The 24,175-nt window shown below is 70.7% G+C and carries 26 protein-coding genes; 6 read left to right on the top strand and 20 right to left on the bottom strand.

What is annotated here, in order from left to right:
* Nucleotides 1–23: 23 nt before the first annotated feature.
* The 10 genes from sucC to HNQ70_RS17230 all read right to left on the bottom strand — a co-directional run bounded on the left by sucC (nucleotide 24) and on the right by HNQ70_RS17230 (nucleotide 8,668).
* Nucleotides 24–1,190, bottom strand: a complete 1,167-nt coding sequence (gene sucC, locus HNQ70_RS17275) for an ADP-forming succinate--CoA ligase subunit beta (RefSeq protein WP_183970097.1) — start codon at nucleotides 1,188–1,190, stop codon at nucleotides 24–26.
* Between the two features lie 314 nt (nucleotides 1,191–1,504).
* Nucleotides 1,505–1,969 carry a recombination regulator RecX gene (gene recX, locus HNQ70_RS17270; RefSeq protein WP_183970095.1) on the bottom strand — a complete coding sequence of 155 codons (465 nt, stop codon included), beginning with the start codon at nucleotides 1,967–1,969 and terminating at the stop codon, nucleotides 1,505–1,507.
* A gap of 17 nt (nucleotides 1,970–1,986) precedes the next feature.
* Nucleotides 1,987–3,027, bottom strand: a complete 1,041-nt coding sequence (gene recA / locus HNQ70_RS17265; protein WP_183970457.1) for a recombinase RecA — start codon at nucleotides 3,025–3,027, stop codon at nucleotides 1,987–1,989.
* Nucleotides 3,028–3,111: 84 nt separating this feature from the next.
* Entirely contained in the window at nucleotides 3,112–3,747 is a 636-nt protein-coding gene (locus HNQ70_RS17260; protein ID WP_183970093.1) for a CinA family protein, read from the bottom strand.
* Nucleotides 3,744–4,325, bottom strand: coding sequence for a phosphatidylglycerophosphatase A family protein (locus tag HNQ70_RS17255; RefSeq protein WP_183970085.1), 582 nt, complete (start codon nucleotides 4,323–4,325; stop codon nucleotides 3,744–3,746). The genes HNQ70_RS17260 and HNQ70_RS17255 overlap by 4 nt, the downstream gene beginning before the upstream one ends.
* Complete coding sequence (thiL, locus tag HNQ70_RS17250) at nucleotides 4,309–5,244, bottom strand: thiamine-phosphate kinase (RefSeq protein WP_183970083.1); 936 nt, start codon at nucleotides 5,242–5,244, stop codon at nucleotides 4,309–4,311. The genes HNQ70_RS17255 and thiL overlap by 17 nt, the downstream gene beginning before the upstream one ends.
* Nucleotides 5,245–5,261: 17 nt before the next feature.
* Complete coding sequence (gene nusB / locus HNQ70_RS17245) at nucleotides 5,262–5,747, bottom strand: transcription antitermination factor NusB (protein ID WP_183970081.1); 486 nt, start codon at nucleotides 5,745–5,747, stop codon at nucleotides 5,262–5,264.
* Nucleotides 5,748–5,749: 2 nt separating this feature from the next.
* Nucleotides 5,750–6,247 carry a 6,7-dimethyl-8-ribityllumazine synthase gene (gene ribH / locus HNQ70_RS17240; RefSeq protein WP_183970078.1) on the bottom strand — a complete coding sequence of 166 codons (498 nt, stop codon included), beginning with the start codon at nucleotides 6,245–6,247 and terminating at the stop codon, nucleotides 5,750–5,752.
* Between the two features lie 9 nt (nucleotides 6,248–6,256).
* Entirely contained in the window at nucleotides 6,257–7,381 is a 1,125-nt protein-coding gene (gene ribBA / locus HNQ70_RS17235) for a bifunctional 3,4-dihydroxy-2-butanone-4-phosphate synthase/GTP cyclohydrolase II (protein WP_183970076.1), read from the bottom strand.
* A 48-nt stretch (nucleotides 7,382–7,429) separates the two neighbouring features.
* Nucleotides 7,430–8,668: an MFS transporter gene (locus HNQ70_RS17230; protein ID WP_183970074.1), complete on the bottom strand. Its 1,239-nt coding sequence runs from the start codon at nucleotides 8,666–8,668 to the stop codon at nucleotides 7,430–7,432.
* A gap of 126 nt (nucleotides 8,669–8,794) precedes the next feature.
* Between HNQ70_RS17230 and HNQ70_RS17225 the strand changes: the two genes are divergently transcribed.
* Nucleotides 8,795–9,562, top strand: a complete 768-nt coding sequence (locus tag HNQ70_RS17225; protein ID WP_183970072.1) for an enoyl-CoA hydratase/isomerase family protein — start codon at nucleotides 8,795–8,797, stop codon at nucleotides 9,560–9,562.
* Between the two features lie 83 nt (nucleotides 9,563–9,645).
* Here the strand turns inward: HNQ70_RS17225 and HNQ70_RS17220 are convergent, their stop codons facing one another.
* From HNQ70_RS17220 to ribD, 4 genes are all read right to left on the bottom strand, one after another.
* On the bottom strand, nucleotides 9,646–10,263 hold the full coding sequence (locus tag HNQ70_RS17220; RefSeq protein WP_183970070.1) for a riboflavin synthase: 618 nt from the start codon (nucleotides 10,261–10,263) through the stop codon (nucleotides 9,646–9,648).
* Nucleotides 10,264–10,406: 143 nt separating this feature from the next.
* A complete protein-coding gene (locus HNQ70_RS17215; protein WP_183970068.1) occupies nucleotides 10,407–10,700 on the bottom strand; it encodes a type II toxin-antitoxin system RelE/ParE family toxin in 294 nt (97 codons plus the stop codon).
* Entirely contained in the window at nucleotides 10,697–10,924 is a 228-nt protein-coding gene (locus tag HNQ70_RS17210) for an addiction module protein (RefSeq protein WP_183970066.1), read from the bottom strand. The genes HNQ70_RS17215 and HNQ70_RS17210 overlap by 4 nt, the downstream gene beginning before the upstream one ends.
* Nucleotides 10,925–11,037: 113 nt before the next feature.
* Entirely contained in the window at nucleotides 11,038–12,132 is a 1,095-nt protein-coding gene (gene ribD, locus HNQ70_RS17205; RefSeq protein ID WP_183970064.1) for a bifunctional diaminohydroxyphosphoribosylaminopyrimidine deaminase/5-amino-6-(5-phosphoribosylamino)uracil reductase RibD, read from the bottom strand.
* Between the two features lie 63 nt (nucleotides 12,133–12,195).
* On the opposite strand from ribD, the gene HNQ70_RS17200 reads away from it, so the two are divergent.
* The 3 genes from HNQ70_RS17200 (at nucleotide 12,196) to HNQ70_RS17190 (ending at nucleotide 16,273) form a co-directional block, all read left to right on the top strand.
* The gene (locus HNQ70_RS17200) at nucleotides 12,196–12,999 is read left to right on the top strand and encodes an SIMPL domain-containing protein (RefSeq protein WP_183970062.1); all 804 of its coding nucleotides are present in this window, start codon (nucleotides 12,196–12,198) and stop codon (nucleotides 12,997–12,999) included.
* A gap of 19 nt (nucleotides 13,000–13,018) precedes the next feature.
* The gene (locus HNQ70_RS17195; protein ID WP_183970060.1) at nucleotides 13,019–14,806 is read left to right on the top strand and encodes a thiamine pyrophosphate-binding protein; all 1,788 of its coding nucleotides are present in this window, start codon (nucleotides 13,019–13,021) and stop codon (nucleotides 14,804–14,806) included.
* Nucleotides 14,807–14,929: 123 nt separating this feature from the next.
* On the top strand, nucleotides 14,930–16,273 hold the full coding sequence (locus HNQ70_RS17190; RefSeq protein WP_183970058.1) for a GGDEF domain-containing protein: 1,344 nt from the start codon (nucleotides 14,930–14,932) through the stop codon (nucleotides 16,271–16,273).
* A 31-nt stretch (nucleotides 16,274–16,304) separates the two neighbouring features.
* Here the strand turns inward: HNQ70_RS17190 and nrdR are convergent, their stop codons facing one another.
* From nrdR to tyrS, 6 genes are all read right to left on the bottom strand, one after another.
* A complete protein-coding gene (gene nrdR, locus HNQ70_RS17185; RefSeq protein ID WP_183970055.1) occupies nucleotides 16,305–16,775 on the bottom strand; it encodes a transcriptional regulator NrdR in 471 nt (156 codons plus the stop codon).
* A 103-nt stretch (nucleotides 16,776–16,878) separates the two neighbouring features.
* The gene (gene glyA, locus HNQ70_RS17180) at nucleotides 16,879–18,123 is read right to left on the bottom strand and encodes a serine hydroxymethyltransferase (protein ID WP_183970053.1); all 1,245 of its coding nucleotides are present in this window, start codon (nucleotides 18,121–18,123) and stop codon (nucleotides 16,879–16,881) included.
* Between the two features lie 236 nt (nucleotides 18,124–18,359).
* Nucleotides 18,360–18,998 (bottom strand): histidine phosphatase family protein, encoded by a 639-nt coding sequence (locus HNQ70_RS17175; protein ID WP_183970051.1) that lies wholly within the window; start codon nucleotides 18,996–18,998, stop codon nucleotides 18,360–18,362.
* Nucleotides 18,999–19,005: 7 nt separating this feature from the next.
* Nucleotides 19,006–19,635, bottom strand: coding sequence for a YbhB/YbcL family Raf kinase inhibitor-like protein (locus HNQ70_RS17170; RefSeq protein WP_183970049.1), 630 nt, complete (start codon nucleotides 19,633–19,635; stop codon nucleotides 19,006–19,008).
* Nucleotides 19,632–20,168, bottom strand: a complete 537-nt coding sequence (locus HNQ70_RS17165; RefSeq protein ID WP_183970047.1) for a D-aminoacyl-tRNA deacylase — start codon at nucleotides 20,166–20,168, stop codon at nucleotides 19,632–19,634. Before HNQ70_RS17165 ends, HNQ70_RS17170 begins: the two co-directional genes overlap by 4 nt.
* A 6-nt stretch (nucleotides 20,169–20,174) precedes the next feature.
* A complete protein-coding gene (gene tyrS / locus HNQ70_RS17160) occupies nucleotides 20,175–21,416 on the bottom strand; it encodes a tyrosine--tRNA ligase (RefSeq protein ID WP_183970045.1) in 1,242 nt (413 codons plus the stop codon).
* Between the two features lie 166 nt (nucleotides 21,417–21,582).
* Here tyrS and HNQ70_RS17155 point away from each other — a divergent pair, with 166 nt between their 5' ends.
* Complete coding sequence (locus tag HNQ70_RS17155; protein WP_246435083.1) at nucleotides 21,583–22,896, top strand: M23 family metallopeptidase; 1,314 nt, start codon at nucleotides 21,583–21,585, stop codon at nucleotides 22,894–22,896.
* Nucleotides 22,897–22,963: 67 nt separating this feature from the next.
* On the top strand, nucleotides 22,964–24,139 hold the full coding sequence (locus tag HNQ70_RS17150) for an anhydro-N-acetylmuramic acid kinase (protein ID WP_183970041.1): 1,176 nt from the start codon (nucleotides 22,964–22,966) through the stop codon (nucleotides 24,137–24,139).
* Nucleotides 24,140–24,175 lie beyond the last annotated feature (36 nt).

The following is a 24,175-nucleotide window of genomic DNA, read 5'->3' as shown; positions in this document are numbered from 1 at the left end:
TGTTCGGTTTCCTAGTGCGCTGCTCAGGCCTTGGCGGCCGCCTGGACCACCCGCTCGGCCGCATCGGCCATCGTGTCCGCCGCGATGATCGGCAGCCCCGACTCCGCAAGCAGCTTCTTGCCCAGCTCCTCGTTGGTGCCCTTCATCCGGACCACCAGCGGCACCTTCAGGCCGACCGCACGGGAGGCCGCCACCACGCCCTCGGCGATGACGTCGCAGCGCATGATGCCGCCGAAGATGTTGACCAGGATGGCCTTGAGGTTGGGGTTGCGCAGCATGATCTTGAAGGCCTCGGTGACCTTCTCGGTGGTGGCGCCGCCGCCCACGTCCAGGAAGTTGGCCGGCTCGCCGCCGAACAGCTTGATGGTGTCCATGGTGGCCATCGCGAGGCCGGCGCCGTTGACCAGGCAGCCGATGTTGCCGTCGAGCTGGATGTAGGCCAGGTCGAACTTGCTGGCCTCCACCTCGGCGGGGTCTTCCTCGTCGAGGTCGCGCATCTCGACCAGCTCCGGATGGCGGTACAGCGCGTTGCTGTCGAAGTTGATCTTGGCGTCGAGGGCGATCACGTCACCCGAACCCGTGAGGATCAGCGGGTTGATCTCGGCCAGGCTGGAGTCGGTCTCCCAGAATGCCTTGTACAGCCCCTGCAGCACTGCGCGCGCCTTGGGCAGCGAGCCCTCGGGCACGCCGATCTTGCGGGAGAGCCCGTCGGCCTCGGCATCGGACAGACCGTTGACCGGGTCGACCGCGACCTTGTGGATCTTCTCGGGGCTGTGCTCGGCCACCTCTTCGATGTCCATGCCGCCCTCGCTGGAGGCCATCACGGTGACGCGCTGCGTCACGCGGTCGACGACCATGCCCAGGTAGAGCTCCTTGCTGATGTCGGCGCCCTCTTCGACCAGCAGGCGACGCACCTTCTGTCCCTCGGGACCGGTCTGGTGCGTGATCAGCTGCATGCCGAGGATCTTGCCGGCCCATTCGCGGACTTCGTCCAGCGACTTGGTTACCTTGACGCCGCCGCCCTTGCCGCGGCCGCCGGCGTGGATCTGCGCCTTGACGACCCAGACCGGACCGCCGAGGGTCTCGGCAGCCTTGACTGCCTCTTCGACGGTGAAGCAGGGAATCCCGCGCGGCACCGGAACGCCGTAGCGCTTCAGGATTTCCTTGCCCTGGTACTCATGGATCTTCATGGGTGTTTGCCCTCGGAGTCGTGGATGCGTTTCGCAGGCACCACGGCGCTATCGGCCCACGCCGGTATACGCCGCAGCCTCGCGGGTCTGGATTCTGGGGGAGTGTCTCGATGAGCGGCTGACCGGCGCATGCTGCTGGCGGGCCATCGTCTCTTCGGAAACCGCGGCGGACCGCGTTCGATAAGCGCTTGCCGGCGGCAGAGGCATTGTTCGAGCAATCTGTTGTGCGCCGCAACGACGCCGGAGCCAAGAATGTTAGCACAGGCCCCAGGCGCAGATTCAGGCGGTCTGGACGCTTTGGGCCCGGCTGGAGTTCAGCCGTTCCGGTTCGTGCGGGTGGCTTCGCGCAGCACCCAGGCGATCGTTTCGCCGTCGAATCCGCGCTGGGCAAGGAAGCGATGTTGGCGTGCCCGCTCGGCGAGATCGGCCGGCGGACTGCCGAAGCGGCGCTCCCAGAGCGCCTGGGCGCGCGTGCGTTCGTCTGCGGCCAGCGCGCGCAGGATGGGCGCCGCCACCTCGCCCGCAACCCGATGCTGATCCAGCTCGTGCTCTATGAAGCGCCGGCCGTAGCGCTCCGAACGACGCCGCGCCAGGCTCTCGGCGAAGCGCTGTTCGGACAGGAAGCCGGCGCGCTGGAGCTCATCGAGCAGCGCCTCCAGTTGCTCCGCGGACTCGGCATGAGGCGCCAGCTTGCGGGTGAGCTCGCTGCGGCTCTGCTCGCGCATCGAGAGCAGCTTGAGCGCACGCCCGCGCAGCGAGGGGCCGCGCGCGCCTGCCAACGCCCTTCTCCCCAGGCTCAGGCCGCGTCTGCGGCTGCAGCCGGACCGCGCACCGACACCCCGTAGTGGGCGCGGATGCGGTTCTCGATGTCGAGCGCCATCTCCGGATGCTCACGCAGGAACTCGCGGGCGTTGTCCTTGCCCTGCCCCACGCGCTCGCCGGAGTAGCTGTACCACGCCCCGCTCTTGTCGACGACGCCGCACTCCGCGCCGAGATCGAGGATTTCGCCATGGCGGGAAATTCCCTCGCCATAGAGGATGTCGAACTGGGCCTGCTTGAAGGGCGGCGCCACCTTGTTCTTCACCACCTTGACCTTGGTCTCGGAGCCGATGACCTCGTCACCCTTCTTGATGGAGCCTGTACGGCGGATGTCCAGGCGGACCGAGGCGTAGAACTTCAGCGCGTTGCCACCGGTGGTGGTCTCGGGGTTGCCGAACATCACGCCGATCTTCATCCGGATCTGGTTGATGAAGATGACCAGGCAGTTGGTGCGCTTGATGGTGCCGGTGAGCTTGCGCAGCGCCTGCGACATCAGCCGCGCCTGCAGGCCAGGGAGGGAGTCGCCCATCTCGCCCTCGATCTCGGCCCTGGGCGTGAGCGCCGCGACGGAGTCGATGACGATCATGTCGACCGAACCGGATCGCACCAGTGCATCGGCGATCTCGAGCGCCTGCTCGCCCGTGTCGGGCTGAGAAATCAGGAGGTCTTCAAGACGAACGCCGAGCTTCTGCGCGTACTGGGGATCGAGCGCATGCTCGGCATCGATGAAGGCGCAGGTGCCACCGATTTTCTGCATCTCGGCGATGACCTGCAGCGTGAGCGTGGTCTTGCCGGAGGACTCGGGGCCGTAGATCTCGACCACCCGGCCGCGGGGCAGGCCGCCCACGCCCAGCGCGATGTCCAGCCCCAGCGAGCCGGTGGACACCACCTGGATGTCCTCGACCACTTCGCCGTCGGCGAGCTTCATGATGGAGCCCTTGCCGAACTGCTTCTCGATCTGGGCAAGCGCGGCCGACAGGGCCTTTGCGCGGTCGGTCTTGTTCTTTGCGTCGTCCATGTTGATCACCTTGTCCATGGCCAGGGCTTCCTTCTTGGGTTGGCTCGTTGAAGGAAGTATGGCAGCAAACTACTGTATAAACAATCAGTCTTTCGGGTCGGCCGCCAGCAGTAGGAGACCCTGCTGAAGGGCATGCAGCGCCGCCTGACGGCGCACCTGGGCACGGTCGCCGTCGAAGCGCAGCGTGGCGGTACGAACGAGCGCGCACGCGCGGCCCCCGCCGGCCGCAGACGCCGTACCGTCGCCCCCACCGGCAGCGAGCGCCCAGCCGAAGCACACTGTGCCCACCGGCTTGCCGGGCACGCCGCCGCCCGGTCCCGCGATGCCGGTGACCGACAGTGCCAGCCGGGCGCCGCTGCGGGCCAGCCCGCCGCGCGCCATTTCGGCGGCCACCGGCTCGCTGACGGCGCCGTGGGCCTCGAGCGCGGCCGCGGACACGCCGACGAGCTCCATCTTCGCATCGTTGGTGTAGGTCACGAAGCCGCGATCGAACCAGGCGCTGGAGCCCGCCGTCTCGGTGAAGGCGCAGGCGATCAGCCCGCCGGTGCAGGACTCCACGGTCACCGCCATGCCGCCCAGCGCCTGCAGGCGGCGGCCCAGCGCGGCTGCGGCGACGACCACCGGATCGGACTGCTGGTTGGCCCGGTCGGCGGCAAGCGGATCCGGTCGCGAGGCAGGCGTGCCGACGAGTTCCGGGGCCGGCAGCGGACCGGCCGTCATCCCAGCGCCCTCCAGGCTGCGATCGCCAGCAGCGTGTAGAAGGCCGCCAGCAGGTCGTCGAACATCACGCCGAAGCCGCCCCCGACCGTGCGGTCGAAGTGCCTGATGGGAGGTGGCTTGACGATGTCGAAGAAGCGGAACAGCACGAAAGCGGCCAGCTGCCAGCCAAAGCCGGCCGGCAACAGCGCCAGCACCAGCCAGAAGGCGACCACCTCGTCCCAGACGATGGCGCCGTGGTCGTGGCTGCCCAGCGCGCGGCCGGTGCGCCCGCAGGCGATGACACCCAGCGCGAAGCCCAGCAACGGGAACATCAACAGCGCGGGGCCCTGCACCCAGTTTCCGATGACCATCCACGCAAGCCAGGCCCAGAGTGTGCCCACGGTGCCGGGCGCGACCGGCGACAAGCCGCTGCCAAACCCCAGTGCGACCAGGTGCGACAGCCGGGCGCGCATGAAGGCCGCGGTGGGACGCTTCGGCGCATCCGCCGGGGCGGGCGCGCCGGCCCGCGAGGCAGCGCCTGTGCCAGCGCCGGAACCAGCGCCGACCGGCTCCGGCCGGGGTTCAGGCGAAGTGGTCATAAGCGTGCAGCCCCGCCGCCATCGGACGGCCGCGCTCGTCGAGCACCCGCACTCCCTGCCCTGGGACGATGCGGCCGATGCGCGACAGCCGCAGGCCCAGCGGACCGGCGAGCGCCTCGATCGAGCTGCGGTTTTCGGGCGCGGCACTAAAGAGGAGTTCGTAATCGTCGCCGCCCGCCAGCGCCAACGCGGGGCGATCCTGGGCCGCCGACTGCGCGAGCCCCGGCGCCAGCGGCACCGCCGGCCACTGGACCTCGGCGCCCACGCGGGAGCGCTCGCAGACATGGCCGAGGTCGCCGACCAGACCGTCGGAGACATCGATGGCTGCCCGTGCCAGGTGGCGCAGCGCCAGGCCCAGCGCCACCCGCGGCTGCGGACGGTCGAGCCGGGCGCGCTCGGCAGGCAGCGCTGCTTCGCCGAGCCTGACGGCCAGCGCAGCGCCGCCGAGTTCGCCCGAGACCCAGAGATCGTCGCCGGGCTCCGCCCGGTCGCGGCGCAGCGCAGCGCCAACCGGAAGCTCGCCCAGCACGGTGATGCACACGTTCAGCGGCCCACGGGTGGTGTCGCCGCCGATCAGCTCGCAGTCATGCTGGTCGGCGAGCGCGAACATGCCCGCAGAGAAACCCTCCAGCCAGCGCTCGTCGGCATCGGGAAGCGCCAGCGCCAGCGTGAAGGCGAGCGGTCGGGCGCCCATCGCGGCCAGGTCGGACAGGTTGACCGCCAGCGCCTTGTGTCCGACCGAAGCGGGGTCGGCCGAGGCAAGGAAGTGCCGGCCGGCCACCAGCATGTCGGTGGCCACGGCCAGCGTCGTGCCGGGCGCCTGCGCGCGCAGGATGGCGCAGTCGTCGCCCACGCCCAGCTCGCTGCGGCGCGCTGGCCCGCGGTCGAAGAACCGGGAGATCAGCTCGAACTCGCCCATCGGGCGCGGTCCGGCGCTCAAGTGCGCGAGCCGGCCTCGACCGACCGCAGCCGCGCCGCGACCCGGTCGAGCACGCCGTTGACGTACTTGTAGCCGTCGGTGCCGCCGAAGGTCTTGGCGACCTCTACGGCCTCGTTGATGACGACCCGGTAGGGGATCTCCGGGTGGCGGGCCAGTTCGAAGGCCCCCAGCAGCAGGGTGGCATGCTCGACGGGGCTGAGTTCCTCGAGGCGCCGGTCGATGTGGGGCTCGATCGCCGCGTGCAACTCGTCGAGCGAACGGATGACCCCGTACAGCAGCGACTGGAAGTGCTCGTAGTCGGCCTTGTCGAAGCCCTGCGCGTCGCGCAGGTGGGCCTCGATGACGCCGCCGTCCTCGCGGGACACCAGCCACTGGTAGAGCCCCTGCACAGCGAACTCGCGCGAACGCCGCCGCGCGCTGCGCGCAGGAGGCTTGGCGCCGCCCTGAACGGGACGGCCGGAGCCGGCAGGCGTGGTGGACATGCTCAGTCGTCGAGATCGTCGGCGTCGGGAACCGCCGACAACGACTCGATGGAATCGGCGAGGTTGGCCATCTCGATCGCCACCCGCGCGGCCTCGGCGCCCTTCTCGGCTGCGCGCTCCATCGCCTGCTCGTCGGTGTTCGTGGTGAGCACCGCGTTGGCGATCGGAATGGCGAAGTCGAGCGACACCCGGCCGATGCCGGACGCGCTCTCGTTGGACACCACCTCGAAGTGGTAGGTCTCGCCGCGGATCACCGCGCCGAGCGCGATCAGCGCGTCGAACTCGTCGGTCTGGGCGAGCTTGTCCAGCGCGAAGGGAATCTCGAGCGCACCGGGCACGGTGCACACGAAAATGTCTTCTTCTTCCACGCCGAGCTCCAGCAGCTGGCCCACGCAGGCATCGCGCAGCGCCTCGCACACCGGCGCGTTGAAGCGGGCCTGCACCACGCCGATGCGGAGGCCTTCGCCGTCGAGATCGGCTTCGAATACGTCAATGCTCACGAAAACTCCTCAGTGGCCCGGGTCGAAGCCAACGACCTCGAGGTCGTAGCCCGTCATGCTGGGCATCTTGCGGGGCTGGGCCAGAAGCCTCATGCGCCCCACGTTCAGGTCCTTCAGGATCTGCGCACCCACTCCGTAGGTGCGCAGGTCGATCTTGCCGGCGCGACGCTCGGCCTGGGCGCGGGCGCCCGGATCACGGTCGAAACGATCCAGCGCCTCAAGCTCGTCGAACAGCTCGGCGGCGGGCCGGGCGCAGTTCAGCAGCACCACCACGCCGCTGCCGTGCTCGGCGATCGCCTCGAGCGCGCGGGCCACCGGCCAGCTATGGGTGCTGCGGTCGGTCTCGATGAGATCGAGCACGGTGACCGGCTCGTGGACCCTCACCAGCACCTCCGCCTCCGGGCGGATCTCGCCGCGCACCAGCGCGATGTGCGGCGCGCCGGTGGGCTTGTCGCGGTAGGCCACCAGCCGGAACGGGCCGTGCGCGGTGCTGACCTCGCGCTCGGTCACACGTTCGATGAGGCTCTCGTTGGCGCTGCGGTACTGGATCAGGTCGGCGATGGTGCCAATCTTCAGGCCGTGCGTCTGCGCGAACTCGATGAGGTCCGGCAGGCGCGCCATGGTGCCGTCGTCCTTCATGATCTCGCAGATGACAGAGGCGGGCGTGAGCCCGGCCATCTGGGCGAGATCGCAGCCGGCCTCGGTGTGGCCGGCGCGGATCAGCACGCCGCCGTCCTGCGCCATCAGCGGGAAAATGTGGCCCGGCTGGACCAGGTCGATCGGCCTGGCGTTCTTGCCCACCGCAACCTGCACGGTGCGGGCGCGGTCGGCAGCGGAAATGCCGGTGGTGACGCCCTCGGCGGCTTCGATGGACACCGTGAAGTTGGTGCCCATCTTGGTGCCGTTGCGGCTGGCCATCGGCGAGAGCTCGAGCTGCCGGCAGCGCTCGGTGGTGAGCGTGAGGCAGATCAGGCCGCGGCCGAAACGGGCCATGAAGTTGATGGCCTCGGGCGTGACGAAGTCGGCGGCCAGGACGAGGTCGCCCTCGTTCTCGCGGTCTTCCTCATCGACGAGGATGACCATCCGGCCCGCACGGAATTCGGCGAGGATTTCTGGAGTGCTCGATATCGACATTCCGCTATTCTACGCGGCCGCCGAAGCCGCCGCCGGGCGTGCGCGCGCTCATGCAGCACGCCCCGGCTTGAGGTCGCGGGCCTTCGAATACACCGCGAGCCCGGCGGCCAGCGCCGCAGCCATGAAGAGGAAGATCCAGCGGTAGGCCTGCGGCGGATAGCCGGCCTCGGTGCGCACGAAGAGCCCGGCGATCGCGCCGGTGATCACCGGCAGCAGGAAGGAGCCGGCCACCTGGCCCAGGTTGGCTGCTGCCGAGCCGCGGCCCAGCAGCGGCGCAGGCGTGAGGCTTGCCGCGTGGGCGATGATGATCGGGCTGTAGGTGCTGACGCCGCACAGCGCCACCAGCAGCGTCACCGCCAGCCACAGCGGCGGGTCGGACAGCGCCGCGAGCGTGAGCAGAATGGCGATCACCCCGCAGCCGGCCACCAGGATCACCCCCTTGCGCGTGTCGAAGCGGCGCTCCAGCGGCACCAGCCAGAGCATTCCGGCCACCTGCGCGCAGCTCATCGCCAGGATCACGTGGCCGCGCCCGACCGCGTCCAGGCCGTGGACGTCGTGCAGATAGGGGCCCGCCCAAAGCCCTAGAATGGTGGCCAGCGTGGCGTAGGCCACCATGTGCACCGCCACCACCCTGCGCCAGCCGGGCAGCCTGAAAACCTCGACGAAGCCGCGCAGCGCCTGCGAAAGGCTTTCGCCGCGCGCGCTGACCGGCGGCTGGCCCGGTGGCTGGTCGCGCACCGCCCAGACGAAGAACAGGGTGACGCCCACCACCACGGCCGCCGAACCTGCGAACACCGCGCGCCAGCCGTAGGCCTCGCTCATCCAGGCCATCGGCGTGGCGGCCATCAGGTTGCCCACCTGGCTGACTGCGAAGACCCGCGCGTACATGGTTGCGATCCGGTCGCCCGGATACCAGCGGACCATCAGCAGGACCACGCTCATGAAGCTGGCCGCGCAGCCGACGCCGACCAGGAAGCGCCCGGCGATCAGCTCGGGGCCGGTGCGCGCCAGCGACATCCAGAGCGCCCCTGCCACGGCGAAAACGCTGATCCAGGCGACGGTGCGCCGGGGGCCGATGCGATCGAAGCTCATGCCCACCGGCACCTGCACCGTGCCGAGCGCGAGGAAGAACACGCCGCCGGCCAGCCCGAGCGCCTGCGGCGACAGGGACAGGTCGCGCACCAGCTCCGGCGCGATCACGCCGAGCGAGGAGCGGTAGAACTGGCTGACGATGGCGATCAGACCGAGCCCGGCCAGCAGGCCGGCGCGGGTTCCCTTCAAATGCACGGAATCTCCGGACGGGGGCGGCTATCGCGAAGCCGGTACGATAACCCGTGCCGCGCCGCCGCCCCGCGCCCGAACGGACGCCGCGACGGGCGGCGCGACCCTTCACCCACGACCCGAGCGAACCCGATGCCCGACTTCCAGAACCTGCGCGTGAGCGCCGACGGCGCCGTCGGCCGACTCACGCTGACCCGCGCCAGCCGTCTCAACGCGCTGAGCCCCGACACCCTGCGCGAGATCGCGCAGGCCGCGCACTGGCTGGACGCCCAGCCCGGACTCAAGGCCGTGATCGTGTCCGGCGAGGGCCGCGCCTTCTGCGCCGGCTTCGACCTGGACGACGCCGCCGGCCGCACCGAGGTGGACGCGGAGGTCGTCGACCTGGGACGGCGGATGGCCGAGGCGGTCGACCGGATCCGCGCGATCACCATCGCGCGCATCCACGGCCATTGCGTCGGCGGGGGCTTGGTGCTGGCGGCCGCCTGCGACCTGCGGGTGGCCGCGGACAACGCGCGCTTCTCGATTCCGGAGCTGGACCTGGGCATCCCGCTGGCGTGGGGCGGCGTCCCCCGGCTGGTGCGCGAACTCGGCCCGGCGATGGCCAAGGAACTCGTGCTGACCTGCCGGCCGTTCACGGCGGCGGAGGCGCACGCGCTGCACTTCCTGAACCGCGTGGTGGCCGAGGACCGGCTCGACGCCCAGGTGCAGGAGCTCGTCGAACTGCTGGTGAGCAAGTCGTCCTACACGCTGACCAACACCAAGCGGCACGTCAACGCGGTGGCCGAACAGGCCGGGTCCACCGCCGAGAGCTTCCGCGACGCCCAGACCACGATCGGCGCGATGCGCGACCCGGAGTCGATCGAGGTGATGAAGCGCTACCTGACGGCCCGCGGCCGCTGAGCGGCAGCGGGCGCGAGGGATGCGGGCCGTCGCGGCGCGGCGCGGCGCGATGACGGCGGCGCGCGGTTCCGGCCCGCCCGCGCTCATCGCGCCGGAACCGCCACCCCCGCGCCCAGCATGCGCTCGACGTAGCGGGCGATCAGATCAACCTCCAGGTTGACCTTCGCGCCTGCGCGCAGGTGCTTCAGCGTGGTCACCGCGATGGTGTGCGGGATCAGGTTGATGCTGATGACCGCGCCCGCGGACCCGTCGCTCACCGAGTTCACGGTCAGGCTCACGCCGTTGACCGTGGCCGAGCCCTTGTAGGCGAAGTACTTCGACAGCTCCGGCGGCACGCGGACGTCGAGCCGCCAGGATTCGCCGATCTCGTCGAAAGCCACCACCTCGGCGAGGCCGTCGACATGCCCGGAGACCAGGTGGCCGCCGAGGCGGTCCGCCAGGGTCAGCGCCTTCTCCAGGTTCACCTCGCCGGACGCTTCCAGCCCCACCGTGTGGTTCAGGCTCTCGCGCGAGACGTCGACGGTGAAGCGGCTGCCGTCGACGCTGGTGGCGGTCATGCAGGCGCCCTGGATGGCGATCGAGTCGCCCACCGCGACGTCGTCCAGGCCCAGGCCGCCCGCGTCGACCAGCAGGCGCACGCCGTCGCCCAGCGGCTCGACGCGCTCGATTCGGCCGACGGCCGCGATGATTCCGGTGAACATTCGTAGAGTCTCCGTGCCGGATCGACAACCCGGCGTTACGTTCAACATCAACCTGACCGCCAAAGGGCGGCCGCCGGGTGCAATCCGCTCGAAGGAGAGGCCACGCCCGGCGCGCATGAGTGATGCATCGGGCCCGTGCACGCCTATGAACGCTTGCTACCGTGCCCAGGTCGTCGACTGTCGTGCTTGACGACGAGAACGACGATCTCGTCCTGCGTGGCCCGGTAGATGAGCGTGTACGGGAAGACGTTCATGGAGAATCCGCGACGCCCGCGCGCCCTTGGCGAACCGATGTGAGGATGCTCGGCCAACAGTTCGATCAAACGTCTGAACTCTCGAACAAAGCGAGCCGCCACCAACGGCGACCCTTCGCGTTCATAGAATTCCGCAGCCTCCCGAAGATCCTGCTCTGCATCCGGATGAATCGAAATCATCATCCAGGAAACCGCGCTTCCAGACTCGCCAGAGCGACCTCGATCGACGCTGCAGGCGTCTTGCCAGAATCCAGCTCCTGCTCGCGAGCCTCGGCAACCGCGTCCCATTCTGCCTCTGCTTCGACATCAGCGTCCAAGCTCGAGATCAAACGGTCGAGCAACTTAGCGCGATCTAGCGGCGACAGGCTGAGAATCTCGGCTTGAAGTGCTTCGAGGGTGCTTGGCATGGGCGCTCCCGCCAGATTTCGGTTGGATGCATAAGGTTGCCACAAGCCGGCGCAGCCTGGCCCGTCCGCAGTCGGGAGGCGCGGCCAGTGCCCATGGAACTGCTTCGGGTGCTTCAGTCCCGCCCTGCGAAACGGGCGACGATGCGCAGGTCGTCGCCCACGCGATCCGCTGAGCGGAATACCAGGGGAATGCGACCAGCCAGGTCGTCCAGCGGCGGCAGCGCGAACATCCCGGCCGCGTCGCCGAGCAGCGACGGCGCCAGGTAGACCAGCAACTCGTCGACGCAGCCCTCGCGCACCAGCGACGCATTGAGCCGCGCGCCCGCCTCGACGTGAAGTTCGTTGATCTCGCGCCGGGCGAGCTCGCGCATCAGCGCGGGCAGGTCGACCTTGCCGGCGGCGTTGGCCAGCTTGATGATCTCGCAGCCGCGGTCGCGCAGTTCCTGTTCCTTGTCGGGATTGTCAATGGCGCAGACCACCAGCACCGGGCCGCCGGCATGCAGCAGCTTCGCGTCCAGATCCACCTCCAGCCGCGAGTCGACCAGCACCCGCAGCGGCTGCCGGGTGGTGGGCACCAGCCGCACCGTGAGCTCGGGATCGTCGTCGCGCACCGTGCCGATGCCGGTGAGGATGGCGCAGGCGCGCGACCGCCATGCGTGGCCGTCGGTGCGGGCCGCCTCGCCGGTGATCCACTGGCTGCGCCCGTTGCGCAGCGCGGTGCCGCCGTCCAGGCTGGCCGCCACCTTCAGGCGCACCCAGGGCAGCTCGCGCGACATCCGCGACACGAAACCGATGTTCAGCTCGCGCGCCTCCTGCTCGAGCAGGCCGCAGCGTACGTCGATGCCCGCGGCGCGCAGCCGCTCGAGCCCGCGGCCGTTGACGCGCGGGTTGGGGTCCTCCATCGCCGCGACGACCCGCCCCACCCTGGCGTCGATCAGGGCGTCGACGCAGGGCGGCGTGCGGCCGAAATGACTGCAAGGCTCGAGCGTCAGGTAGACGGTGGCGCCGCGCGCCTGGCCACCGGCCTGCGCGAGCGCGAGCAGCTCGGCATGCGGCTCCCCCGCGCGGCGATGCCAGCCCTCGCCGACGACGCGGCCCTCCCGCACGACCACCGCACCGACGCGCGGGTTCGGTGTGGTGGTGGTCAGGCCCTGCGCTGCGAGCTCGAGCGCGCGGGCCATGAAGTCGTGATCGGCGGGAGTGAACATGGCAGCGGGATTGTACCGACGCGGCACCCGTTAACATGGGCAGTCCGTCCCAAGGAGCGCAGCATGACCCGGAAGAACTCCCCCGCCCCGGCCGCCGCCGCGGTCGCCCCGGCCGCCACGGACGCCCCGCCCGCTCGCCGTCGCCGGGCCGCGCGCAGCGTCGCCTGGCGGCCGGTCCTCGCCGCCCTGGCCGCGAGCGCCTCGCTGTCGATCGCGCCGGCCGGCGCCGCCGAGCCGCCCCCCGCCGGCCCGCTGCTGCGCGTGGACGCGCAGGCGCAGCGCGAAGTTACCGACGACATCGCGGTCGCGGTCTTCTTCGTGGAACGCGACGGCCCCGAGCCCTCGGCGCTGCAGGCCGCGGTGAACCCGGTGCTGCAGGCGTCGCTGGCCGAGCTCAAGCGCGACCCCGCGCTGCAGGTCCGCTCCGGCCGCTACGTCACGCAGCCGCGCTACGGCCGCGAGGGACGCATCGAGGGCTGGCGGGTGCGCGGCGAGCTGATCGCGGAGTCGAGCGACGTGTCCGCAGTGTCGAAGGCGACCTCGAAGCTGGCGGGGAAGATGAACGTGGGATCGATCGGCTTCAGGCTGTCCGACGAGCAGCGCGCGCGCGCCGAACGCGAGCTCACCGGCGAGGCCGCAGCGCAGTTCCAGGAGAAGGCGCGCGCCGCGGCCCGCGCGCTCGGCTACGGCGACATCGAGCTGGTCGAGGCCAATCTCTCGTCGTCCGGCAATCCCGGCGTGCCGATGATGCGCGCCGCGATGTCCAAGGATGCGATGGGCGCCGAAGCCGCGCCGGTGCCGCTGGAGCCCGGCCGCAGCCAGGTGTCGGTCGGCTTCAACGGCAGCTTCAAGCTGCTGCGCCGCTGAGTCCCGGCAGGAGACCTCGATGAACACAACTGCTGCCCCAGGCGGCGACACCCCCATCAGCCGGAGCGCCGCCGCGAGCCCTGCAATGCGCCCTGCCGGCCGGATCGTCGCCGACGCGCTGGCAACGCAGGGCGTCGACACGGTGTTCGGCGTGCCGGGCGAGAGCTACCTGGCGGTGCTGGACGGCCTGCACCGGCACCGCGACCGGATCCGCTTCGTCACCTGCCGCCACGAGGGCGGCGCGGCCTTCATGGCCGACGCCTACGGCAAGCTCACCGGCAGGCCCGGAGTGCTGATGGTGACGCGCGGCCCCGGCGCCACCAACGCTTCGATCGGCATCCACACCGCGCACCAGGACTCCACGCCGATGGTGGTCTTCGTCGGCCAGGTGGGCGGCGGCTTCGCCGACCGGGAGGCCTTCCAGGAGATCGACTACCGGCGCATGTTCGGCCCGCTCACCAAGTGGGTCGCCCAGGTGGACCGCGTCGAGCGCATTCCCGAATACGTCGCGCGCGCCTTCCAGACCGCCACCAGCGGCCGTCAGGGCCCGGTGGTGCTGGCGCTCCCGGAGGACATGCTCGCCGGGGAGGCGGCCGTGGCGGATGCCGCGCGGCACGCGCCGCTGCAGGCCGGCCCGTCCACCGCGCAGATCGAACGGCTGCGCTCGATGCTCGCGGCAGCGTCGCGGCCCTTCCTGCTGCTGGGCGGCAGCGGCTGGACGCCACGCGCCTGCGACGACCTGCGGCACTTCGCGCAGGCCAACGCGCTGCCGGTGGGCTGCGCCTTTCGCTGCCAGGACCTGTTCGACAACGGGCACCCCAACTACTGCGGCGACGTCGGCATCGGCCTGAACCCGAAGCTGGCGGCGCGCATCCGCGAAGCCGACCTGGTGCTGGCGATCGGCCCCCGCCTCGGCGAGATCACCACTTCCGGCTACACGCTGTTCGAGTCGCCTACGCCGCGCCAGGCGCTGGTGCACGTGCACCCGGGAATCGACGAGCTCGGCCGTGTCCATCAAGCGGCGCTGATGGTGAACTCCGGCATGCCCGAGTTCGCCACCGCGCTGCGCAGCCTCCAGGTCGATCCCGCGGCCTGGGCGGGCGCGGTGCAGTCGGCGCGCGCCGACTACGAGGATTGGCAGCGGCGCCCGCCGGCAATCGCCGCGCTGGAGCCGGCGCTCGACCCCTGGGCGGTGGTGCAGGCGCTTCGCAAGCGGCTGCCCGCCGATGCCATCGTCACCAACGGCGCAGGCAACTTCGCCACCTGGGCGCACCGCTTCTGGCGCTACGGCGCGCTGGCGCCGCATCCGAGCGGCCAGACCCGCTGCCAGCTCGCGCCGACCTCCGGCGCGATGGGCATGGGCGTGCCGGCGGCGGTGGCCGCCGGCATCCTTCAGCCCGACCGCACGGTGGTCTGCTTCGCCGGCGACGGCGACTTCCTGATGACTGGACAGGAACTCGCCACCGCAGTGCAGCACGAAGCCGGCATCCTGGTGCTGGTCTTCGACAACGGCATGTACGGAACCATCCGCATGCACCAGGAGCGCGAGTACCCCGCCCGCCAGATCGGAACCAGCCTGGCCAATCCCGACTTCGCCCGCCTGTGCGAGGCCTTCGGCGGCTTCGGCGCGCGCGTCGAGCGCACCGCGGAGTTCGCGCCCGCACTGGAGGCCGCGCTGGCCTTCATGCGCGAACGACGCCGCCCGGCGCTGCTTCACCTGCGCATCGACCCGGAGGCGATCACGCCGAACCTGAGCCTGTCGGCGATCCGCGAGGCGGCGCTGCGCACGGCGGGAACCGCGAGTTGAATCGCCCCTGGACGGTCGGCCGGGGTCCCCGGCGGGCGCGGACTCGCGCGTTCGTCGGCGGGGTTCCGACGGGCGTCCGACGACGCCCCGGCGTGGCGTGGCCAATGCGATAGTCTCCCGGCCATGCCCGAGTTCTTCGACATCCGGACGCTCTTCCTTGCCGGATCGCTGACCAGTTTCCTGAGCGCAGCGATGCTGTTCGTGATGCGTCCGCTGCACCGGCGCTCCGAGCCGGCCGTGCGCTGGGGCGGGTTTGGCCTGCTGCTGTCCTCGCTGGCGATGATGTGCGTGGCGCTGCGCGGCCTGCTGCCCGAGTTCGTGTCCTGGGTCGGCCCGAACACCCTCGGCCCGGCGGGCATGTTCGTGCTCTACGAAGCGGTGCGCCGACTCTGCCACGCCCGCCCAAGGCCGCTGCTCGTGGCGGGTGCCACGGCGGCGATGTTCGCGTTCCAGGCCTGGCTCGGCGACGATCCGGCCCAGCAGGCGCCACGGCTGCTCGCCACCGCGAGCGCCCAGGCGCTGACGGCGGCGCTGATGGTTCCGCTGCTGCTGCGCCGCGTCGGGCGCGATCCGGCCGGCCCCGTGACGGCCGCGATCGCGCTGGCCCTCGCCTTCGTCGTCGCCAACGGCGCGCGTGCCCTGTGGATCCTGGTGAACGGCGTGAGCATGAGCGCCGACGGCCGCTATGCCACCGGGGCGCTGCAGGCGGGTATCGCCGGGCTCTTCGTGCTGGGACCGATGGTCCAGGCAATGGTGGTGATGTCCTGGGTCAACGGCCGGGTCGCCGCCGAACTGCGCTCGCTGGTGAGCACCGACCCGCTCACCGGACTCGGCACCCGCCGCAACTTCTTCTCCACGGCCCGCGAAGCGCTGGCGCGCGGGCTGCCGGATGGACGCGTGGGCGGACTGCTGATGATCGACCTCGACGACTTCAAGCGCATCAACGACCGTCACGGCCACCGGGTCGGCGACCGCGCGCTGGCGCACTTCGCAGCCACGCTGCGCCACTCGCTGCAGCCCGGGGACCTGACGGGTCGCTACGGCGGCGAGGAATTCTGCGCGCTGCTGACGCGCTCCCGCGCGGAGGACGTGGCGCGGGCAGCGGAGGCGATTCGCGCCGCCGTGGCCGGCGCACAGTTCGAGCACGAGGGTGAGGACATCGCGCTGACCGTGTCGATCGGCGTGGCCACAACCGCGGATGCGCAGGAGTTCGAGCCGCTGCTGGCGATCGCCGACCGCCGCGTCTACGTCGCCAAGTCGATGGGCCGCGACCGGGTCGTCGCCTCGGAGCCCGAGCAGGCGCCGGAGCGCCGAAGAGGCATGGACCGCCGGCAGGGCGGCACGGACGAAGCTGCCGACGAGGCTGCCGACGCCCTGCATGGCGGCGACCCGCCGACATCGGCCGCCCTGCCCGCCGACGCCCCGCGCAGCGCACGTGCGGAGTCGGAACCGGCCGCCGCCGACTGAGGCGCCGCCCCGCGTCGCGCGGCGCCGGCCTTCACTCCTCGCGGCGGGCCTTGCGGGAGCTCACTTCCTCGATCGCCTCGGCGAACTCGTCGACGTCCTCGAAGCTGCGGTACACCGACGCGAAGCGGACGTAGCCGATCTTGTCGAGCTTCTTCAACTCGCGCATCACCAGTTCGCCGACCTTCTCGCTGTCGACCTCGCGCAGGCCCAGGCTCAGCAGCCGCTCCTCGATGCGATGCACCGCGGCGTCGACCTGCTCCGCGCCCACCGGGCGCTTGCGCAGCGCGAGCTGGATCGAGGCGCGCAGCTTGCGTCGGTCGAACTCGACGCGCGACCCGTTCTTCTTGACCACCGCCGGCATCGAAAGCTCGATGCGTTCGTAGGTGGTGAAGCGCTTGTCGCAGTTCGGACAGCGGCGCCGCCGGCGGATGGACTCGCCGTCGTCGGAGGCCCGGGTCTCGACGACCTGGGTATCGGTGTGATCGCAGAAGGGGCAGCGCATGGGCTGGATTGTGCCGCAGGCGCGCCGCCAGCGATCCGCCGCGCGCCGCGCGAAGCGGAATGCGGCACGGCCCGGCAGTGAGGCCGGGCCGCCGCTGCGCGGATCAGCGGTAGACCGGGAAGCGCGCGGTCAGCGCGCCCACCTGCTCGCGCACGCGCGCCAGGTTGGCCTCGTCGCCGGGATTGTCGAGCACGTCGGCGATCAGCTTGCCCACCTGCCGCGCCTCGGCCTCGCCGAAGCCGCGCGTGGTCATCGCCGGCGAACCCAGCCGGATGCCGCTGGTGACGAAGGGCTTCTCGGGGTCGTTCGGAATGGCGTTCTTGTTGCAGGTGATGTGCGCCTGCCCGAGCACCGCCTCGGCCGCCTTGCCGGTGATGTTCTTCGGCCGCAGGTCGACCAGCATCACGTGGCTCTCGGTGTGACCCGACACGATGCGCAGGCCACGCTCGACCAGCGTCTCGGCGAGCACGCGGGCGTTGACCAGCACCTGCTCCTGGTAGGCCTTGAAGCCCGGCTCGAGCGCCTCCTTGAAGGCCACCGCCTTGGCGGCGACCACGTGCATCAGCGGGCCGCCCTGCAGGCCCGGGAACACCGCGGAGTTGATCGCCTTCTCGTGCTCGGCCTTCATCAGGATGATGCCGCCGCGCGGTCCGCGCAGGCTCTTGTGCGTGGTGGACGTGACCACGTCGGCATGCGGCACCGGGTTCGGGTAGACGCCGGCGGCGATCAGCCCCGCGTAGTGCGCCATGTCGACCATGAAGATCGCGCCGACCTCCTTCGCCACCTTCGCGAAGCGCTCCCAGTCGATGCGCAGCGCGTAGGCGGAGGCGCCGGCGATGATCAGCTTCGGCTTGTGCTCGCGGGCCTTCGCAGCCATCGCGTCGTAGTCGATCGCCTCGTTGGCATCCAGCCCGTAGGAGACGACGTCGAACCACTTGCCGGACATGTTCAGCGGCATGCCATGGGTCAGGTGGCCGCCCTCGGCCAGGCTCATTCCCATGATCTTGTCGCCCGGCTTCAGGAAGGCCAGCAGCACCGCCTGGTTGGCCTGCGAGCCGGAGCTGGGCTGGACGTTGGCGGCCTCGGCGCCGAAGATCTTCTTGACGCGGTCGATCGCGAGCTGCTCGGCGATGTCCACGTACTCGCAGCCGCCGTAGTAGCGCTTGCCGGGATAGCCCTCGGCGTACTTGTTGGTGAGCTGGCTGCCCTGCGCCGCCATGACTGCCGGGCTGGCGTAGTTCTCGGAGGCGATCAGCTCGATGTGATCCTCCTGGCGGCGGTTCTCGAGCTCGATGGCTTTCCAGAGCTCAGGGTCGGTCTGAGCGATTCCGATGCTGCGGTCGAACATGGTGTTTCCTCTCGCGTAGTTTGGCTGCGGCGCAGGTGCCGCGGGGAAGCTACGCCCAGGCGTTCGGCTGCCTTCGCTCGGATCGGGGGCACGCCCCAGGGACCGGCATCGGCCGAGTCCGCGCTTCACGGTGTCGATTCACCCCGGAATGGAGCGGCGCCTGCAGCGCCGCGCACCCGTTTCGCCAGTCACGCGGAAGCCGGGATTGTACCGCCGGCGCCGGCCGGCCGCCATGCTCAGGCGCGCGCTTCGACGTCGTCCAGCGCGGCATCCAGATGGCTCACGTCGCCCCAGGCAATCAGCCTGAAGCGCACGCCGTCCCAGGCAACGCGGTTCACGCTCGCATTGAGCAGGTCGTGGCGCCGGGGCGCGCCCAGGTCGAGCCCGCTGGCGATCCGGTAGGCGCAGTCGAGCACGCCGCCGTGGGTGACCGCCACCACCCGCTCGCCGGGATGGCGCAGCGCCAGGCGCAGCATCGCGGCCTCCACCCTTGCGCTGAAGGTGCGCAGCGTCTCGCCCCCGCCCGGCAGCACGTAGTCCGGGTCGCGGGCCCGCCAGCGCGCAAAGGCCTCGGCATGCTCCCGCTCAATCGTGTCGTGGTCCAGGCCCTCGAAGGCGCCGTAGTGGCGCTCGCGCAGGCCGGGCTCGCTGCCGAGCGCGAGCCCCAGCGCCTGCGCGATCGGCTCCGCGGTCTGCACCGCTCGACCGAGATCGCTCGCGTAGACCGCCGAGATCGGCTCCTGCGCCAGCCGCCGCGCGGCGAGCCGCGCCTGCCGGTGGCCCTCGTCGTCGAGCGGGATGTCGATGTGTCCCTGGAAGCGCCTCGCGCGGTTCCAGGCGGTGACGCCGTGGCGCACCAGCACGAGCTCGGCCATGAGCGACTCAGCCCGCCAGCCGGGGATTCAGCGTGTAGGTACCGGTGATCCGGGCACGACCCAGGGCGTGGCGCTCGATCACCTTCATCGCCTCCGCACCGTGGAAGCGCCCCATCAGCGGCAGCACGTCGACGTCGAGCGCATATACCGTGAAGTGGTAGTGATGCACGATGCCGTCGTTCCACGGGGGGCAGGGGCCGTCGTAGCCATAGTAGTCACCGGACATGTCCTGGTCGCCCGCGAACCAGTCGGTGTAGTCGTTGACGGCCTGGCGCGCGCCCTGCTTCGCGGCCGGACCGGACTTGCCCTTCGGGGTGACCCCGTTGGAGAACTCGCCGGCGGCGATCTCGCTGCGCGAGGCCGGCAGGTCCACCACCACCCAGTGGAAGAAGTCGACGCGCGGCAGCGACGCCGGCACCTCGCGCCCTTCCTGGTTGACGTCCTCGCCGCTCGAGGGCACGTCGCTGTCGTGACAGACCACCGCGAAGGACTTCGTCCCGACCGGCGCCTCGCTCCAGGCCAGGTGCGGATTGCGGTTGCCCGCGAGCGAGATGTGGCTCGCGGGATCGATCTTCCCGAACGCGAACTCCACCGGAATGGTGCCGCCATCGGCAAAGGAATCGCTGCGCAGTTTCATCGTTTCGCCTCCTGCATGGGGGGATCGGCCCGCAGCCAGAACGTGACCGGGCCGTCGTTGACCAGATGGACCTTCATGTCAGCCCCGAAGATACCGGTTTCAACCGTCGGATGCTCGCGCCGGGCCTCCTCGGCCAGCAACGCGAACAGCCGCCGGCCTTCCTCGGGCTCGGCGGCCGGCGAGAAGCCCGGACGGGTACCGCTGCGGGTGTCCGCCGCGAGCGTGAACTGTGGCACCAGCAGCAGACCTGCTTCGCCGGGCGCCTCCCGGGCCTCCCCGGCGTCCTGCGGCTCCCGGGCGTCCTGCGTCCCTCGGGCCTCCTGGGCAAGCTGGGAGAGCGAGCGGTTCATCCGTCCGGCCTCGTCGGGAAACACTCGATAGGTCAGCAGCCGCGCGAGCAGCCTGCGGGCCTGCTCGTCGCCATCGCCGCGCTCCGCGCAGACCAGCACCAGCAGGCCGCGGCCGATCGCGCCGACGGTCGCGCCGTCGACCACGACCCGGGCCTCCGAGACCCGCTGCAGCAGGCCGATCACGGAGGATCAGGACAGCGTGACGCGGGCGAAGCGGCGCTTGCCGACCTGGACCACGTAGGTGCCGGGGTCGAGCTTGAGCGCCCTGTCCTCGACCCGCGCGCCGTCGATGCGCACGCCGCCCTGGGCGAGGTTGCGCATCGCCTCCGAAGTGGACGGCACCAGACCGGCCTGCTTGAGCAGTTGCGCCACCGGCATCGGCGCGCCGGCAAGGAGTACCTCGGGAATGTCGTCGGGGATGGCCCCCTCGCGGAAGCGCGCCTCGAAGTCGGCCAGCGCCTGCTCGGCGGCGGCGCGCGAATGGAAGCGCTCGACGATCTCCTGGGCCAGCATCACCTTGGCGTCGCGCGGGTTGCGGCCCTGCGCGCACTCTTCCTTCAGCCGCCCGATCTCGGCCATCGGCCGGAAGGACAGCAGCGTGAAGTAGCGCCACATCAGGGGGTCGGAGATCGACATCAGCTTGCCGAACATCTGCGCCGGCGCTTCTGTGATGCCGACGTAGTTGCCCTTCGACTTGGACATCTTGTCCACGCCGTCGAGTCCCTCGAGCAGCGGCATGGTCAGGATGCACTGCGGCTCCTGGCCGTACTCCCGCTGCAGTTCACGCCCCACCAGCAGGTTGAACTTCTGGTCGGTGCCGCCGAGCTCGAGGTCGGACTTCAGCGCGACCGAGTCGTAGCCCTGCATCAGCGGGTAGAGCAGCTCGTGCACGGAGATGGGCAGCCCGCCCTTGAAGCGCTTGGTGAAGTCGTCGCGCTCCATCATCCGGGCCAGCGTGTACTTCGCCGCCAGCTCGATCATGCCGCGCGCGCCCAGCGGGTCGCACCACTCGGAGTTGTAGCGGATCTCGGTCTTCTGCGCGTCCAGCACCAGGCTGGCCTGGTTGAAGTAGGTGCGCGCGTTTTCCTCGATCTGCTCGCGGGTGAGCGGCGGACGCGTGGTGTTTCGGCCGGAAGGGTCGCCGATCATCGCGGTGAAGTCGCCGATCAGGAAGATCACCTTGTGGCCGAGGTCCTGCAGCTGGCGCATCTTGTTCAGCACCACCGTGTGGCCGATGTGCAGGTCGGGCGCCGTCGGGTCCAGGCCCAGCTTGATGCGCAGCGGCTCGCCGCTGGCCTCGCTGCGGACGAGCTTGGCCTGCCATTCGGAGCGGATCAGCAGCTCTTCGCAGCCGCGCAGGGAGACCTCCAGCGCGTGCCGCACGGCCTCGCTGGTCGGGCGATCTTGATCGTTCGTCGGCTCTGGAATCACGGTGCGTCTTTTCGTTTACAATCCGTCGATCCGTCCCGGGCGGGGACCGGAAGATGCTGCGAGCGCGAATGCTTTTCCACGCGCCGCGAAGCCCTCGATTCTATCCGACCGGCCCGCGCCCCGCTTCACGCCCGCTCGATCAGGTCCGCCGACACAGCCCGTGACGATGCATCGAAACAAGCACTTCTTCCACGTCGCCATCGCCACCGCCGCCGTCGGCCTCCTGGGCGCAGTCACCGCCTTCGGCGTCGCGCCGCTTGCCGAGGCCGAGCTTCCGCCGGAACAGCACATCACGGAAACCATCCCGCTGGCGCTCGAGGTTCCGGAATCGCTGGACAGCTTCATCCAGACCGAGACCATCCGCCGCGGCGACACCCTCGGCCAGCTGGTCGGTCGGCTCGGCGCGAACGACCCCGGGTTCCTGCGCTTTGCCGCCGGTGACCCGGTCGGCCGTCTGGCGCTGCAGATGCGCGCCGGCCGCACGGTGCAGGCCGAGGTCGATGCGCTTGGCCGCATCCAGCGCTTCACTTACCGTTTCGGCGGCCTCGAGGCGGACGCCGCCGATGCCGGCGAGCCCACCCCGCTCACCCGGCTCGAGATCGTCCGCGACGGGGACCGCTTCACCGCGACCGAGGACATCATCCCGCTCGAGCGCACCATCGAGATGCGCAGCGTCGAGATCCGATCGTCGCTGTTCGCCGCAACCGACGCGGTCGGCATCCCGGAGGGGGTCGCGATCCGCGTCGCCGACATCTTCGGCGGCGACCTCGACTTCGACCGCGACCTTCGCAAGGGCGACCGCCTGCGCGTGGTCTACGAATCCGTCCGCGAGGAAGGCAGCCTCGACCAGGCACAGGCCGGCCGCCTGCTCGCGGTCGAGCTGGTCAGCGCCGGCGAGCGCCACGAGGCCTTCTGGCACGAGCGCGACGGCCGCGGCGAGTACTTCACCTTCGACGGGCGCAGCCTCAAGAAGAGCTTCCTGCGCAATCCGCTCGAGTTCAGCCGCATCAGCTCCGGATTCAGCCCCGCCCGCATGCACCCGGTGCTGCGCGACTGGCGCGCCCACAAGGGCGTGGATTTCGCCGCACCGATCGGCACCCGCGTCCGCGCCACTGCCGACGGCACCGTGGAGTTCGTCGGCCAGCAGCGCGGCTACGGCAACGTGGTGATCGTCAACCATCGCAACCAGTACTCCACGCTCTACGCCCACCTGAACGATTTCGCCCCCGGCCTGACGCCCGGCGCGAAGATCCGGCAGGGCGACACGCTCGGTGCGGTCGGCATGACCGGCTGGACCACCGGCCCGCACCTGCACTACGAGGTGAAGATCGACGGCGAGCAGGTCGACCCCATGGGCGTGGCCATCCCCGACTCCAAGCCGCTGTCACCCGGCGAGCGCAGGGCGCTGATGGCCTCGGTCCAGAGCATCCGCGAGCAGCTCGCGCAACTCGACTCGCTGCGCGTCGCCAGCTTCCAGTAGACGCAGTGGCGGCCGCCCCCTGCGGACCGGCCGCCTGCTGGCCTCGCCCTTCCTTCCCGATCCGCCGATGCCGGACCTGTTCATCGGCCTGATGTCCGGCACCAGCGTCGACGCGGTCGACGGTGCACTGGTCGACTTCGCCGGCGCCCGCCCCGAAACGCTTTCCTTCGCGTCGCTGCCCATGCCGGCGGCGCTGCGCGGCGAGCTTCTCGCGCTGCAACGGCCCGGCCCCGACGAACTCGCGCGCGCGGCAAGGGCCACCGTCGCGCTCGCCGATCTCTATGCCGAGGTCGTGCATCGTCTGCTCGCGGATGCGCGGCTGGACGCGGCTGCAGTCGGGGCGATCGGCGCCCACGGTCAGACGGTGCGCCATCGCCCGGAGGAAGGCTACACGCTGCAACTGATGGACGGCGCACGGCTCGCCGAGCGCAGCGGCATCGCAGTGGCCTGCGACTTCCGCAGCGCCGACGTGGCCGCCGGCGGCCAGGGCGCCCCCCTGGTGCCGGCCTTCCACGCCGGCGCCTTCACCCACCCCTCCAGGCGGCGCGCCGTCGTCAACATCGGCGGTATCGCCAACGTCAGCCTGCTGGCGCCGGGCGAGACCGTCCGCGGCCATGACACGGGGCCGGGCAACCTGCTGCTGGACCTCTGGTGTGAACGCCACACAGGCGCACCCTACGACCGCGACGGCGCCTGGGGCGCTGGCGGCCGGGTGCTGCCGGCACTGCTGGAACGGCTGCTGGACGAGCCCTACTTCCGGCTTGCGCCGCCGAAGAGCACGGGCCGGGACCTCTTCCATGCCGAATGGCTGGACGCGCGGCTCGCCGGAGCCGGTGCCGAACCCGGTGCCGGTGGCGCTGGCCCCTCCGCCGGCGCCACGACGACGCCGCCCCTGCCCGACCCGGCCGACGTCCAGGCCACGCTCGCCGAGCTCACCGCGCTCACGATTTCACAGGCCTGCAGCGCATTCCGTGCCGACGAAGTCTTCATCTGCGGCGGCGGCGCGCGGAACCTGCTGCTGATGCAGCGGCTCGGCGCGCTGTGCGCCCCCGCCACCGTGGCAGCCACCGACAGCCTTGGCGCCGCCTCGCAGGCGGTGGAGGCGGTGGCCTTCGCCTGGCTGGCCGCGCAGCGCCTGCGAGGCGAGCCTGGCAACCTGCCTGAAGTCACCGGCGCGCGCGGGCCCCGGGTGCTCGGCGCCCTGTATCCGGCGCCGCTTCGCGCTCTGGCGCCAGCGGCTTGAACGCGGGACTCCGGCACACGCGCAGCCGCGAGATCA

The sequence above is a fragment of the Quisquiliibacterium transsilvanicum genome (genome assembly GCF_014202215.1).
GTDB lineage: Bacteria > Pseudomonadota > Gammaproteobacteria > Burkholderiales > Burkholderiaceae_E > Quisquiliibacterium > Quisquiliibacterium transsilvanicum.
The sequence above is the reverse complement of the archived record's forward strand: the minus strand, read 5'-3'. Positions and strand labels throughout refer to the sequence as shown.